Source organism: Variovorax sp. 22077 (genome assembly GCF_052044195.1).
Classification (GTDB): Bacteria; Pseudomonadota; Gammaproteobacteria; order Burkholderiales; family Burkholderiaceae_C; genus Variovorax; species Variovorax atrisoli.
Window position 1 is genome coordinate 39,012 of the sequence record NZ_JBQEQC010000019.1, and the last position, 14,586, is coordinate 53,597.

Annotated in this window: 11 protein-coding genes; 5 read left to right on the forward strand and 6 right to left on the reverse strand. The window is 69.0% G+C overall.

Features of this window, described 5'->3' with window-relative positions; translation table 11 throughout:
- Positions 1-16 precede the first annotated feature (16 nt).
- Positions 17-712, forward strand: coding sequence for a PAQR family membrane homeostasis protein TrhA (gene trhA / locus ACTJLF_RS24325; RefSeq protein WP_409327462.1), 696 nt, complete (start codon positions 17-19; stop codon positions 710-712).
- Positions 713-818: 106 nt separating this feature from the next.
- On the opposite strand, the gene ACTJLF_RS24330 is transcribed toward trhA, so the two are convergent.
- From ACTJLF_RS24330 to ACTJLF_RS24340, 3 genes are read right to left on the reverse strand one after another with little or no spacing between them, the layout of a single operon-like run.
- On the reverse strand, positions 819-1,046 hold the full coding sequence (locus ACTJLF_RS24330; protein WP_019656666.1) for a SlyX family protein: 228 nt from the start codon (positions 1,044-1,046) through the stop codon (positions 819-821).
- A 46-nt stretch (positions 1,047-1,092) separates the two neighbouring features.
- Positions 1,093-1,989, reverse strand: a complete 897-nt coding sequence (locus ACTJLF_RS24335; RefSeq protein WP_132799376.1) for an SDR family oxidoreductase — start codon at positions 1,987-1,989, stop codon at positions 1,093-1,095.
- A gap of 42 nt (positions 1,990-2,031) precedes the next feature.
- The gene (locus ACTJLF_RS24340) at positions 2,032-2,775 is read right to left on the reverse strand and encodes an SDR family oxidoreductase (protein WP_440884056.1); all 744 of its coding nucleotides are present in this window, start codon (positions 2,773-2,775) and stop codon (positions 2,032-2,034) included.
- 127 nt (positions 2,776-2,902) lie between these two features.
- Here ACTJLF_RS24340 and ACTJLF_RS24345 point away from each other — a divergent pair, with 127 nt between their 5' ends.
- On the forward strand, positions 2,903-3,799 hold the full coding sequence (locus ACTJLF_RS24345; RefSeq protein WP_184606233.1) for a LysR family transcriptional regulator: 897 nt from the start codon (positions 2,903-2,905) through the stop codon (positions 3,797-3,799).
- A 1-nt stretch (position 3,800) separates the two neighbouring features.
- Here the strand turns inward: ACTJLF_RS24345 and ACTJLF_RS24350 are convergent, their stop codons facing one another.
- Positions 3,801-5,312 (reverse strand): MFS transporter, encoded by a 1,512-nt coding sequence (locus ACTJLF_RS24350; protein ID WP_440884057.1) that lies wholly within the window; start codon positions 5,310-5,312, stop codon positions 3,801-3,803.
- 111 nt (positions 5,313-5,423) lie between these two features.
- Here ACTJLF_RS24350 and ACTJLF_RS24355 point away from each other — a divergent pair, with 111 nt between their 5' ends.
- Positions 5,424-6,317, forward strand: a complete 894-nt coding sequence (locus ACTJLF_RS24355; RefSeq protein WP_440884058.1) for a LysR family transcriptional regulator — start codon at positions 5,424-5,426, stop codon at positions 6,315-6,317.
- A gap of 63 nt (positions 6,318-6,380) precedes the next feature.
- On the opposite strand, the gene ACTJLF_RS24360 is transcribed toward ACTJLF_RS24355, so the two are convergent.
- Both ACTJLF_RS24360 and ACTJLF_RS24365 read right to left on the reverse strand, forming a co-directional pair.
- A complete protein-coding gene (locus tag ACTJLF_RS24360) occupies positions 6,381-8,303 on the reverse strand; it encodes an AAA family ATPase (RefSeq protein ID WP_440884059.1) in 1,923 nt (640 codons plus the stop codon).
- Positions 8,304-8,402: 99 nt separating this feature from the next.
- Positions 8,403-10,919 (reverse strand): ABC transporter permease, encoded by a 2,517-nt coding sequence (locus tag ACTJLF_RS24365; protein ID WP_126183111.1) that lies wholly within the window; start codon positions 10,917-10,919, stop codon positions 8,403-8,405.
- Positions 10,920-11,120: 201 nt separating this feature from the next.
- On the opposite strand from ACTJLF_RS24365, the gene ACTJLF_RS24370 reads away from it, so the two are divergent.
- Together ACTJLF_RS24370 and fdnG are read left to right on the forward strand one after the other, a co-directional pair.
- Positions 11,121-11,414: a hypothetical protein gene (locus ACTJLF_RS24370; protein ID WP_440884060.1), complete on the forward strand. Its 294-nt coding sequence runs from the start codon at positions 11,121-11,123 to the stop codon at positions 11,412-11,414.
- Between the two features lie 94 nt (positions 11,415-11,508).
- Positions 11,509-14,586: a formate dehydrogenase-N subunit alpha gene (fdnG, locus tag ACTJLF_RS24375; protein ID WP_145760880.1), complete on the forward strand. Its 3,078-nt coding sequence runs from the start codon at positions 11,509-11,511 to the stop codon at positions 14,584-14,586.

A 14,586-nucleotide genomic window follows, 5' to 3' on the forward strand; every position in this document is an offset into this window, starting at 1 on the left:
TGCGCACGGACAGACGATGACCTTTTCGACACCCTCTCCCCCGCCCCCGCAACGCAGCAAGACCGCCGTCCTCGCCGCACGCGACCAGACGGCGATGGAGGAGCTCTTCAACGCACTGAGCCATGGCCTGGGCCTTGCGCTCGCGATCGCCTCGCTGCCGATCCTGGTCTACAGCGCCGCACAGAAGGGCCAGGCCGCGGCCGTGGTCGGTGCCAGCCTCTTCGCGGGCACGGCCATCGTGCTGTACCTGATCTCAACGCTCTACCACGCGCTGCCGATCGGCCGCGCCAAGGCGTGGTTCAACCGGCTGGATCACGCAGCCATCTACCTCTTCATCGCGGGCAGCTACATGCCCTTCCTGTTCGGCGTGCTGCGCGGCCCGCTGGGCTGGACGCTGTTCGGCGCGATCTGCGCGGCGGCGGCGCTGGGCGTGGGCGCCAAGCTGTTCAACCGGCTGAAGCATCCGCTGTGGTCCACCGGCCTGTACGTGGCGATGGGCTGGATGGCGCTGATGGCCGCCGTGCCGCTGTACGAGCGCATGTCGGCCGCAGGCCTGGGCTGGCTGGTGGCCGGCGGGCTCTTCTACACGGCCGGTGCGGTGGTGTTCCTGTTCGACAACAAGGTGCGCTTCGCCCATTCGGTGTGGCACCTGTTCGTGCTTGCCGGCAGCACCTGCCACTTCTTCGCCGTGCTCTGGCATGCGCATGGCTGACCGCTGATTCCAGGAACACCATGGAACCGGCTTTGCCGGGCCATCGGTGTTGCCCCCGGCGAGGGGGTTGGCGCAGCGACACGAAGTGCGCGAAGCCTGGGGGGTGTCAATAGTGCGGTGGGAGTTCGTCCCGCGGGTTGCGCGCGGCGCCGTCCTGGCCTGAGCTCTGCATCTGCTCCTTCAGTTGAGTGACCTGCAGGATCAGCCGGTCGATCTGCTGCTGTTGGCGGTAGATCGTCATGTTGAGCTGGTCGAGCAGGTCTTCGGCGTAGCTCGACTTGATCTCGAGTTCGGTCACGCGTTCGGCAATGAGGTCGTGGGACGGGTTTTCCATGCCGCTATTGGACAGGAAGACCGCCCTGCTCTTCGTGACGCCTTGTTCAGCGGCGCACCTTGGCCTCCAGCAGGTCGGCCATGCCGATGCGCCTGGCGAACTCGATGCGCACGCGCTCCGACACCTCGAAGACCTCCGCCGCACCGTCGCCGACGAAGTCGACCACCGACCGCATCGGCCGCGTGCCGGCGGGCATGCCCACGATGCGCACGATCTCGTCGGCCACGGCCTGCGGGTCGGCGCCGTCGGGCGTCAGCGCCGAGAGGCGCGCGCCGATCTGGTCCATGAGTCCGTCGTAGCGGGCATAGGCTGCGGCGATGGCGGCATCCGCTGGCCTGCCCGCGCTCGGGAAGTGGTCGGTGCCCTTGGTGAAGGCGCCCGGCACGACGATGGAAGTCTCGATGCCGAAGCGCGCGATCTCGTAGGCCAGCGTGACGGCCAGCGAATCCATCGCAGCCTTCGCCGCGCCGTACGGCCCCATGAACGGCGGAAAGCCGCCCTTTGTGGTCGTGCTGCTGATCCACAGCATCAGACCCGATTCCTGCGCCCGCAGGTACGGCAGCACCGCACGGTTCACGCGCTGCGCACCGAGCACGTTGGTGTCGAACACCTTCGCGATCTCTTGCGGCGTGAAGGCCTCCGTGGGCCCGACCACGAGATGGCCGGCGTTCTGCATCACCACGTCGAGATGGCCCTGCTCGCGCACGATGGTCGCTGCGGCGGCATCGGCCGACTCCTGCGAGAGCACGTCGAGTTCGAGCGGATGCAGCTGCAGCTTCTTCTGCGCGGCCAGCGCGCGCAGTTCGGCGGCGCGGGCGTTGTTGCGTCCGGCGATGTCGCGCATCGATGCGTAGACGACGTGGCCCGCCTCGGCGAGCGACAGTGCTGTGAGCTTTCCGATCCCGCTGCCGGCACCGGTGACGAGGACGATCTGCTTCTTCATGGCGTGTTTCTCCTTCGGCTTGTTTCGCTTGGAGTCCGCCGCTCAGGCGAGTCCGCCGTTGGCGCGCAGGATCTGTCCGTTGACCCAGCCCGCGTCGGGCCCGGCAAGGAAGGACACCACCGATGCGATGTCCTCGGGCTGGCCCAGGCGCTGCAGCGGCGGCATCTTCGCGAAGGCCTGGATCTGCTCCTCGGTCTTGCCGTCGAGGAAGAGCGAGGTGGCGATCGGGCCCGGCGCCACGGCGTTCACCGTGATGCTGCGGCCGCGCAGTTCCTTGGCGAACACGTGCGTGAAGGCCTCGACCGCCGCCTTGGTGGCGTTGTAGATCGCGTAGCCGGGCATGTTCAGCGCGAGCGTGGTGCTGGAGAAGTTGACGATGCGCCCGCCCTCGTTCAGGCGGGCGGCGGCCTCGCGCAGCGTGTTGAAGGTGCCGCGCACGTTGATGTCGAAGCTCTGGTCGTACTGCGCGTCGCTGTGCTCGGCCAGCGGCAGGGTCTTGAGCACGCCGGCGTTGTTGACCAGCACCTCGACCTTGCCGAGTTGCGCCTCGACGACGTCGAACATGGCGCGCACTTCGTCGGCGCGGGCCACGTCGGCCTTGACGGCGATGGCTCTGCCGCCAGCGGCCGTCAGCTCGGCGACGAGGGCGTCGGCCTGCGCAGGGCTCGATGCGTAGTTGACGGCGACGGCGAAGCCGTCCCTGGCGAGGCGCTGCGCGACAGCGGCGCCGATGCCGCGCGATGCGCCGGTGACGATGGCGACCTTGGGGGTGGATGAGCGGGTCATGGCTGGTGTCCTTTGCGGTGGAGGTTGGTTGGTGAGGCGAATCTTCGATCGTTCCGCCCAAAAGATAATCAGCACCTGATCGCCATTAATATTCCATCCACTTCAACAATAGACCGGCAAGCCGCCCGTGGACCGCTTCCAGGAAATGCAGGCCTTCGTGCGCATCGCAGAGCGCCAGAGCTTCACGCAGGCGTCCGAAGACCTGCGGATTCCCCGTGCGACCGTCACCAATCTGATCAAGCGCGTGGAGCAGCGCATCGGCACCCGGCTGCTGGAGCGCACCACCCGCACCGTGCGCCTCACGCAGGACGGCGAGGCCTACTACCGCCGCTGCGTGCGGCTGCTGGCCGACGTGGAGGAAGCCGAGGGCCTGTTCCGCGACGCCGCGCCCAAGGGATTGCTGCGCGTGAACCTGCAGGGCACGCTGGCGCGGCATTTCGTGGTGCCGGCGCTGCCGGGCTTCCTGGCGCGCTACCCCGAGCTCGAGCTGCACATCGGCGAGGACGACCGCCTCGTCGACCTGGTGCGCGAAGGCGTCGATTGCGTGCTGCGCGCCGGCACGCTGCAGGACTCCTCGATGATCGGGCGGCGCGTGGCGCTGCTGCCGCAGGTCACGGTCGCGAGCCCCGCCTATCTGGAGGCGCATGGCGAGCCCCGCAGCCTGGAGGAGCTGGCCTCGCACCGCGCCATCCACTACGTTTCCAGCGCCACGGGCAAGGCCCTCCCGCTCGAATTCACCGTCGACGGGCGGGTGACGAGCGTGCAGCTCGGCGGCATCGTCTCGGTGACCGGTGCCGACCTGTACACCGGCTCGGCCGTCGCGGGACTGGGCTTGGTGCAGGTGCCGCGCTACCGCGTGGCGGGCGAACTGGCGCAGGGGCGGCTGAAGGTGCTGTTGCCCGAGTTCGCGCCGCCGCCGATGCCCGTCTCGGTGCTCTACGCGCAGAACCGGCAGCTGTCCTCGCGCGTGCGCGTGTTCACGCAGTGGCTGCGCGACATCTTCGAGGCCGCCGAAGCAGCCTGATTCAGCAGGCCGTCGACTCCAGCGCCACGGCGCCGGCCTCGGCGTGCGTCTCGCCGCGCAGGAAAGCGAACACGACGAGCGCCGTCAGCACCGTCACCCCCGCCAGCACGCACAGCAGCGTGCCGAACGCCGCGCCATACGCGTGCAGCAAGGCCGCGCGGTCCATGCCGGGCAGCAGCGCCAGCGCCTGCGCGAGGTTGCCGGTGGTCACGCGCTGCGCCGCCTGCGATGCGCCGGCGACTTGCCCCAGATGCGCCGTCACCAGCGCGGTCAGGCCCGCTCCGACGAGTGCCAGCGCGATGCCCTCCCCCGCCACCCGCACCGTGTTGAAGATGCCCGAGGCCATGCCTGCGCGCTCGCGCGGCACCACGCTCACGGCCAGCCCGTCCATCAGGCCCCAGGGCAGCCCGATGCCGGCGCCGATGAGCAGCAGCGGCCACGCCATCCCGGCGAGCGGCGTGCCCGGCGCGCAGCGGCTGAGCCAGAAGAGGCCTGCAGCGCACACCAGCAGCCCGACGGCCGAGATCGCGCCGGCCGAGAACCGGTGCGCCAGCGATGCCGCCAGCGTCGGAACCACGAGGATCGGCCCCGAGAGCGCGAACATGAAGGCGCCCGCCTCGATCGCGCTGCGCCCTTCGAGTCCCACGAAGCGGATCGGCAGCAGCACCAGCAGCACGACGAAGCCGTAGGCCGGCGCGGCCGCCAGCAGCTGCACCCCGACGAAGCGCGGAAAGCGGAACAGCGACAGGTCGAGCATCGGATGCGGCACGCGCCTTTCGATGGCGACGAAGACCGCGCCCATCGCCGCAGCGCCCGCCAGCGCACCGAGCACCCAGGGGCTGCCCCAGCCGCTGTCGGGCGCCTGCAGCACGCCCAGGGTCAGCAGGCTCAGCGCGGCGGTGAAGCTCAGCGTGCCCGGCACGTCGAGCCCCATCGCCTGCGGGTTGCGCGATTCGCGCATCGCCAGCGAAGCAATGCACAGCGCCGCGAGGCTCACCGCGCCGGGGCTCAGCATCACCGCCTGCCACCCGAAGCGCTCCGCGAGCCAGCCCGACACGATGGAGCCGCAAGACAGCCCCACGCCGAACGAGGTGCCGATCAGGCTGAAGGCCCGCGTGCGCGCCGCACCGTCGAACACCTGTGCCAGCGCGGCCGTGCCTGCCGCGAAGGCTGCGGCCGAGCCCAGCCCCTGCAGCGCGCGCGCCAGGTCGAAGGCCACGATGCCCGGCGCCAGGGTCAGCAGCGAGGCGCTGAGCGCCACCACCGCGAGCCCCAGCAGGAAGACGCGCTTGCGCCCGTATGCATCGGCCAGCGCCCCGGCGGCCATCAGCGTGGCGCCGAAGCTCAGCATGAAGGCGTTGGTCACCCAGTTGAGCTGCACCGGGCTGCCGCCCAGCGCATCGCGCACGGCGGGCAGCACCACCGCCGGGCCTGTGAAGCTCAGCGGCATGCCCAGCGCCGCGAGGCAAACGGCGGCCAGGAGCCAGTTCCTGGAGGAAGAAGAAGCGGACATCGGAACGTGCTTTCGCGGAAGGTAAAAAGGAAGGCACGAAGATAGAAAGGAATCAATGCACTGAGAATCGCCTCATTGCTCCACACACTCCCAACCAAAGGTTGCCAATCCATGGACAGCTTCAGCGGACTCGAATCCTTCGTGCGGGCGGCCGACCTGTCGAGCTTTGCCAGGGCCGGCCGGCTCCTGGGCATCTCGGCCTCGGCCGTGGGCAAGAACGTCGCGCGGCTCGAGGAGCAGCTCGGCGTGCGCCTTTTCAACCGCACCACGCGCCACATGCGGCTGACGCAGGAAGGCGCCCTCTTCCACGAGCGCTGCCGCCGCATCCTCGACGAACTGGACGACGCGCGGTCCATGATGCAGGACGCCGTGGCCGCGCCGCGCGGCCGCCTGCGCGTGAGCCTGCCGACCATCGGCTACCGCTTCCTGCTGCCGATCCTGCCTGCCTTCAGGCAGCGCTACCCCGAGATCGAGCTCGACCTCGACTTCAACGACCGGCTGGTCGACGTGATCGCCGAGGGCGTCGACGTGGCGATCCGCAGCGGCGAGCTGGTCGACTCGCAACTGGTGGCGCGCCGGCTCGGCCCGTTCCGCTTCGTGCTCGTCGCCTCGCCGGCCTACCTCGAGCGCCACGGCGTGCCGCAGACGCCGGCCGACCTCGCGCGGCACGCCTGCCTTCGCTACAAGTTCGCCACCGGCGGAAAGATCGAGGACTGGGACCTGCCCGGCCTGCCCGCGCAGCTGCCGCCCGGCCTGCTGTGCAACAACATGGAAGCCATGCTCAGCGCGGCAGTCGCCGGCCTCGGCGTGGCCTACATGCCCGACTTCCTCGCGCGCGACTCGCTGTGCCGCGGCGAACTTCAGCGCGTGCTGGCCACGCACCTCGTGCGCCAGGGCCAGTTCACGGCGCTGTGGCCGTCGAGCCGTCAGCTGTCGCCGAAGGTGCGGGCGTTCGTGGACTTCGCGGGGGAGCACATGTTCAGGGAGGAAGCGATGGCGCCATGAACCGAGGAAAAGCCTGCACATGCGGCGCATGGTTGGCGCCGCATGAGTTGACAGGCCTGCCCGTCAGGCGACTTCTGCCGGCTGCTCCGCTTGCTGACCGATGGCGGCGACCGGCTCCTCGACGCTTTGCGCCACGGGGGTCTCCGCGGACATGGCAGCCACGGCGACCGGCGCCGCCGCGACGGGCTCGACTGGCTTGGTGCTCTCGACGACCGGCGGCTTCGTCGATTCGGGCGTCGCAGGCGTAACGGCCGGCGCAGCGACTGCGACAGGTGCTGCTTGTGCCGGCTTGGCGCTTTCCACGACGACCGGCTCTACCGCTTCGGGCTTGGCTGCATCGATCTTCGCGGGAGCGGCAGCCTTCGCCGCCTCAGCCATCGCGGGCGCAGGCGCGGCCACCGCGACAAGTGCCGCTTCCACCGGCTTCGCGCTTTCCACGACAACGGGCTTGGCGAGTTCTGGCTTCACAGGCTCCGGCTTGGCCGTCTCGGCGGACTTTGCCGACTTCGCAGGCCTGGCGGGCGCGGGCTTCACCGGTTCCTGCGTCGCAGCCAGCGGCTTCGCCGCGTCCTGCGTCACCGGCTCGCTCGCCATCCGGCTCAGCGCCAGCGCGGCCTTGAGCGGAAACAGCGTGCGCTCGTCGCCCTCGGCGGTGTTGCTCACAGTGGTGCCCGCCGTTTCGCTCAGGCTCGCGGTGCGCACGGCGTCGAGGCGGTGGGCGGGCACCATGAACGGCGAATGCGTGGTGTAGATGACCTGGTTGCCGGCGAAGTCCTTTTCGAGGTGCGCCAGCAGGTCGGCCTGCGAATGGGGGTGCAGGTGCAGGCCGGGTTCGTCCAGCAGCAGCACGGCGTCCTCGGCCCGGCCGCCGCGGGTGTCGGCGAAGAAGGCGACGTAGAACGAGAAGAACCACTGGAAGCCGCGGCTGCGCTCCTGCAGGTTCACCTCGACTTCGTAGGCGGCGTTCGGGTCGGACACCAGCGTGTCGAGGTACTGGCCGTCGAGGTTGAAGCGCACCTTCAGCGCACGGTCCTTCCAGAGGCGGCGGATCTCGGCGGTCACCACCGAGCCGGCGCGGTTGACGAGCTGGTTGCGCGTGGCCTGGTCGTTCTTCTCGAGCAGGGCCTGCAGCTGCCGCAGGTCGAGCCCCGCGACCTTGCACAGCCTGCCGAAGCTCTGCTGCTCGGGCGTGAGCTGGCCCCAGCCCTCGCGCCCCAGGTATTCGGCGATGTTCTGGCGCCCGGGCAGCGCCGGGTATTCGTCGACGTAGACGAAGCGCGGCAGCTTGCCGACGACCCATTCCCGCGCGCGCTCCAGCGCGGGCGCGTCGTTGGCGATGGCCAGGGCCATGTCTTCCAGCTCGCCGAGCATCTGCTCCTGCTTGTCGCTGAGCTCGGCGCCGGCCACGGCCAGCGCCTTGCGCAGGGCCTGCGCCGCCTTGACCGCGCCGGCCGACCACCTGATGTAGTCGGGGCTCATGATCATCGCGGCGTCGAAGAGGTCGGCTTCCTGGTCCAGCGCGGCCTTCGCCTCGTCTGCGACCTTCTCGGCCGCGGCCTTGACTGCCGGCACGATCTTGCGGACCTTGCCCTTGATCTCGCTCACGTCCAGCGACAGGGCACCGAGTCCTTCGAACCCGGCCGTGCGGACGGCGGCATAGCCGCGGCTCGCGGTGACGTGGCGCACGCCTGCCGCGCGCGGCAGGATCGCGGCCAGCTCGGCCTGCTCGCTCTCGTCGAGGCTCCAGCGCGTGAACACGACGGGCGTGTCGCCCGTGCACTCTTCCAGGCGGCGATGGCGCGGGAAGTCCTTGATGGGGCTGAGTTCGGCGATGCCTTCGGCGGGGTTCAGGCTGTGCAGCGCGCGCAGCAGGTTCGATTTGCCGCTGTCATTCCGGCCGAGGATCGTGGTGATCTGCGTGGAGTCGATGAGGCCGCTGTCGTTGATCGAGCGAAAGTTGGTGATCTGGAATGACGCCAGGCGCATGCGGGAATTTCTCTCTTCTTGAAATGGATACGGGGCCGGGGAATGTATTGCATCCCCGGCCTCGTCTTGCTTCGCATCGCCACGAAGAAAAGAAAAAAATTACTCCGCCGCGCGCCGCAAGGTGTCGACCACCGGCCGGCGCAGCACCTCGCGCAGGCCCCACCATCCGGCGCCGAGCGCCAGCACCGCCCCGGCCAGCGCGCCGGCGACCGGCACCAGCGGCGAGGCGGTCCAGGTGAACTCGAACACGAAGCGCGCGAGCCCCCAGCCGATGAGCGCGGCCACGATGCTCGCGAGGAAACCCGCGAGCAGGCCCACGCCCGCGAGCTCGGCGCGCTGTACCTGCCGCAGCAGGCTGGCACGCGCGCCCACCGCGCGCATCACCGCGAACTCGCGCGCGCGTTCCTCGCGGGTGGCCGTCACCGCGGCGAAGAGCACCACGAGACCGGCCGCGAGCGTGAAGCCGAACAGGAACTCGACCGCGCGGATCACCTGATCGAGCACGCGCTGCACCTGGTTGATGGTCGCGCTCATGTCGACGTTGGTCACGTTCGGATAGCTGCGCACCAGCGCGTTGTCGAAGCCGCGCGTCTCGGGCGCGCGGAAGGCGCCCATGTAGGTGGTGGGCACGTCGGCGAGCGAGGCCACCGTGTACATCACGAAGAAGTTGGCGTGCATCGAGCCCCAGTCGACCTTGCGCAGCGAGGTGATGCGCGCATCGTTCTGCATGCCGCCGATGTCGAAGCGCAGCACATCGCCCATCTTCAGGCCCAGCGTCTCGGCCAGGCCCTCTTCCACGCTCACCTCGCCGGACGCGCCGGGTGTCCACTTGCCGGAGGTGATGCTGTTGTGCGGCGGCGCCTCCAGGCTGTTGCTGAGGTTGAATTCGCGGTCGACCAGTCGCTTGGCACGGTCCTCGGTGTAGTCGTCGGGCGAGACCGGCTTGTCGTTGATGGCCACGAGCCGGCCGCGGATCATCGGGTACCAGTCGAACTTGCTCACGCCTGCATCGCGCAGCGACTTCTGGAAAGCCTCGCTCTGGTCGGGCATGACGTTGATGACGAAGCGGTTCGGCGCGTCGGGCGGCGTGGCCTGGCGCCAGCTCGCGACGAGGTCGGTGCGAAGCAGCACCAGCAGCACCAGCGCCAGCAGCCCCACCGAGAGCGCGCTGACCTGCACCACCGCATAGGCCGGCCGCGCCGAGATCTGCCGCGTCGCCAGCACCAGCCAGCGCGGCGCGGTCGTTTCGTTGACGCTGCGGCGCAGCACCTTCACTGCCAGCCAGCTCAAGAGCGCGAACACCGCCACCGCCCCCGCGAAGCCGCCGACGGCGATGAGCCCCAGCTTGATGTCGCTGCTGGCCGCCATCAGCAGGGCCGCGAAGCCCGCGACGCCGACGCCCAGCACCGCGAGCGACGCGGGCTTGAGCCCGCCCACGTCGCGCCGGATCACGCGAAGCGGCGGGACGCGCGCCAGCTGCAGCACCGGCGGCAGGCCGAAGGCGAAGAGCAGCGTGAGCCCCATGCCGAGCCCGAAGGCCACGGGCCACAGCGTGGCCGCGGGCAGCGCGGTCTCGACCAGCCCCGCCAGCAGCAGCACGAACACGTAGTGCACCGCGAAGCCGATGGCCACGCCCAGTGCGCTGGCCACGATGCCGATCACCGCGAACTCGAAGGCATAGGCCACAGCGATGGTGCGCTGGCTCTGGCCGAGCACGCGCAGCATCGCGCAGTCGTCGAGGTGGCTGGCCGCGAAGCCGCGCGCGGCCAGCGCTACCGCCACAGCCGACAGCAGCGCAGCCAGCAGCGCGACGAGGCTCAGGAATTTCTCGGCGCGATCGAGCGTCTGGCGCATCTCGGGCCGGCCGCTTTCGAAGGAATCGAGCCGAACGCCGCGAAGTTCGCCCTTCTTGATGGTGGCGTCGGCCCAGTCGGTGAAGCGCTTGACCGCGGCGTCGCTGCCGGCCACGGCATATCGGTAGCCCACGCGGCTGGCCGGCTGCACGAGCCCGGTGCGGGCCACGTCGGCCTGGTTGAGCATCACGCGCGGCGAGAAGCTCATGAAGCCGGCGCCGCGATCGGGCTCCAGCGTGATGACGCGGCCCACGCGCAGGCCGGTGTCGCCGAGCAGCAACGTGTCGCCGACCTTCAGGCCCAGCGAGTCGAGCAGCGAGGCATCGACCCAGGTCTCGCCCGGCGGCGGGATGTCGCGCGTGACGGCACCCGCGCCATCGATGGTGGTGGAGGTCTGCAGGCTGCCGCGCAGCGGGTAGCCCGTGGTCACCGCCTTCAGCGCCACCAGCTTGCTGGCGCCGCCCTGCGCGTCCTCGGCGCGGGCCATGGTCGGGAAGCCGTACGTAGAGGAGCCCTGCAGCCCCAGCGACTTGGCCTGCGCCACGAAAGCCTCGGGCGTCGGGTTGTCGCTGACGATCACCGCGTCGCCGCCCAGCAGCTGCCGCGCGTCTCGCTTGAGCCCGCCCTGCAGCCGGTCGGCGAAGAAGCCGACGGCCGTGAGCGCGGCCACGGCCAGGAGCACGGCGACGATCAACAGGCGCAGCTCGCCGGCACGCAGGTCGCGCCAGAGCGTGCGCCAACCCAGGCGAAGGGAGGCATTCATGGCCGCGACGATAGCCGAGAGGCTCGCTCGCAGCCGGATTCGAGGGTTATTGCCGGTTTTGGCCTACTTGCCCGCACACCGGCCCTGCCGCATGATGCGACTCAAACACCCCTTCGCTCCGATCAGACATTCTTTGGCGGCGGCGACGAGGCAAATAAAAACATTCCACTATCTGGCGATCCTTTCCCCGAAGGAGTGTCGATGTTGCAATCTCAGCGCCTGCGAACCCTGGGTCTGTGCCTGGCCCTCGGCGTGCTCTCGAGCGCCTGCGATCCCAAACCCCCCGCCCCCAAGGCCAGCGCCGGCACGACCGGCGCCAGCCCCACCGGCATCACGCCTGCCGAGTCCGGCGACAAGGTCGAGTCCACCACGTCCCACAACGGGCCGTCCGAAGGCGGCGCAGCCGTCGGCGGCATGAGCGGCCCGGGCGGCGCCGGCTCGTCCGGCGGCGCGGCGCCCGCGCCCAGCGCTGGCGACGGTTCGGCGCCGAAGTAGCGCGGCTTGCCAGCTTTCGTTCGAGTTACCCGCAAGAAGAAAAGAAGACCACGATGAAACGACCCCCCACTTCACCGCCGCAGGAGGTTCCGTCATGGACATGAACCGCCGGCAATTCTTCCGCGTCAGCAGCGCGGGGCTGGTCGGCTCCAGCATCGCCGCGCTCGGCTTCTCGCCGACCGCCGCGCTGGCCGAGGCCCGCAACTTCAAGCTCGCGCGCACCACCGAGACACGTAACACCTGCCCGTACTGCTCGGTGGGCTGCGGCCTCATCATGTACAGCCTTGGCGACAAGGCGAAGAACGTGGTGTCCGACATCCTCCACATCGAGGGCGATGCCGACCACCCCGTCAACCGCGGCACGCTGTGCCCCAAGGGCGCCGGCCTGCTCGACTTCGTGCACAGCCCCATGCGCCTGAAATACCCCGAGGTGCGCGAACCCGGCGCCACGGAGTGGAAGCGCATCGGCTGGGACGAGGCGCTCGACCGCATCGCCAAGCTGCTGAAGGCCGACCGCGACGCCAACTTCCAGACCACCAACGCTGACGGCAAGACCGTGAACCGCTGGACCAGCTCCGGCATGCTCTGCGCCTCGGCCTCGTCCAACGAAACCGGATACATCACGCACAAGGCATTCCGCTCGACCGGAATGCTGGTGTTCGACAACCAGGCACGCGTCTGACACGGACCTACGGTGGCCAGTCTGGCCCCGACGTTCGGCAGAGGCGCGATGACCAACCACTGGCAGGACATCCAGAACGCGGATGTCGTGCTGATCATGGGCGGCAACGCCGCGGAGGCGCATCCGTGCGGCTTCAAGTGGGTCATCGAAGCCAAGAAACAGAACAAGGCCCGCCTGGTGGTGGTCGACCCGCGCTTCACGCGCTCGGCCGCCATGGCCGACTACTACGCGCCGATCCGCGCGGGGTCGGACATCGCCTTCCTGGCGGGGGTCATCAACTACCTGCTGAGCAACGACAGGATCCAGACCGAGTACGTCCGCAACTACACCAACGCGACCTTCATCGTCGGCCCCGACTACAAGTTCGAGGACGGCCTGTTCAGCGGCTACAACGCCGAGAAGCGCAACTACGACCCCAAGTCGTGGGGCTACGCACTCGACGAGCAGGGCATGGCCAAGGTCGACATGAGCATGCAGGACCCGAACTGCGTGCTTCAGGTGATGAAGCGGCACTATTCGCGCTACACGCCCGACATGGTGAGCCGCATCACAGGCACGCCGAAGGACAAGTTCCTGAAGGTGTGCGAGTACATCGCGAGCACCAGCACCTCCCAGCGCACCATGACCATCATGTACGCGCTGGGCTGGACGCAGCACAGCCAGGGCTCGCAGATGATCCGCACCGGCGCCATCGTGCAGCTGCTGCTGGGCAACATCGGCGTGCCGGGCGGCGGCATGAACGCGCTGCGCGGCCACAGCAACATCCAGGGCCTGACCGACCTGGGGCTGCTGTCGAACTCCCTGCCGGGCTACATGTCGCTGGCGCGTGACAGCGAGCAGACGCTGGAGGACTACTACAAGACCCGCGCGCTCAAGCCCCTGCGGCCCAACCAGATGAGCTACTGGCAGAACTACCCGAAGTTCTTCGTCAGCATGCAGAAGTCGTGGTGGGGCGACGCGGCCACGGCGGAGAACGAGTGGGCCTTCCACTACCTGCCTAAGATCGACAGGCTCTACGACGTGCTGCAGGCCTTCGAGCTCATGAACCAGGGCAAGCTCAACGGCTACATCTGCCAGGGCTTCAACCCGGTGGGCTCCTTCCCCGACAAGAAGAAGATCGTCGACGGGCTCTCGAAGCTCAAGTTCCTGGTCACCATCGATCCGCTGCAGACCGAGACCAGCGAGTTCTGGCGCAACTTCGGCGAGTTCAACGACGTCAAGAGCGCCGACATCCAGACCACGGTGTTCCGCCTGCCTTCCACCTGCTTCGCGGAGGAGGACGGCTCGCTCACCAACTCCAGCCGCTGGCTGCAGTGGCACTGGAAGGGCGCGGAGCCGCCGGGCGAGGCCAAGGGCGACATCGAGATCGTCGCCGGCATCTTCAACCGGCTGCGCGCCGCCTACGCGAAGGACGGCGGCGCCTTCCCCGATCCGATCGTCAAGCTCACCTGGCCCTACAAGATTCCGCACTCGCCCTCCGCGCAGGAACTGGCGATGGAATACAACGGCCGCGCGCTCGCCGACCTGACCGATCCGAAGGACCCGACCAAGCCCCCGCTGGCCAAGGCCGGCGAACAGCTCTCGGGCTTCGGCCTGCTGCGCGACGACGGCAGCACCGCCAGCGGCTGCTGGATCTACTCGGGCGCATGGACGCAGGCCGGCAACCAGATGGCGCGGCGCGACAACGCCGACCCGTACGGCATCGGCATGGTGCAGAACTGGGCGTGGGCTTGGCCGGCGAACCGGCGCATCCTCTACAACGGCGCGTCCACCGACCCCGCCACCGGCAAGCCATGGATCGCCAGGCGCGGCCTGATCGCGTGGAACGGCAAGCAGTGGGCAGGTTCGGACATTCCCGACATCCGGCCCGACGCCAACCCGACGGAAGCCGACGCGGTGCGCCCCTTCATCATGACCGCCGAGGGCGTGGCGCGCCTGTTCGCGCCCACCGGCATGGCCGAAGGACCGCTGCCCGAGCACTACGAGCCGTTCGAGTCGCCGCTGGTCAACAACCTGATGCACCCGAACAACGAGAAGGCGCGCGCCAACCCCGCGGCACGCATCTTCAAGGGCGACCTCGAGAGGCTCGGCGTGCCGAAGGACTTCCCGTACGTGGCGACCAGCTACCGGCTCACCGAGCACTTCCACTACTGGACCAAGAACGTGCGTACCTCGGCCATCATCCAACCGCAGCAGTTCGTCGAGATCGGCGAAGAGCTCGCGAAGGAGAAGGGCATCGGCCACGGCGACATGGTCAAGGTGTCGAGCAAGCGCGGCTACATCAAGGCCGTGGCCGTGGTCACCAAGCGCATCGTGGGACTTCAGGTGGACGGGCGCACGGTCCATACCGTAGGACTGCCGAACCACTGGGGCTTCGTGGGCATCGCCAAGCCCGGCTATCTGGTGAACACGCTGACGCCGTTCGTGGGCGACGCGAACACGCAGACGCCGGAGTACAAGTCCTTCACCGTAAACATCGAGAAGGCCTGA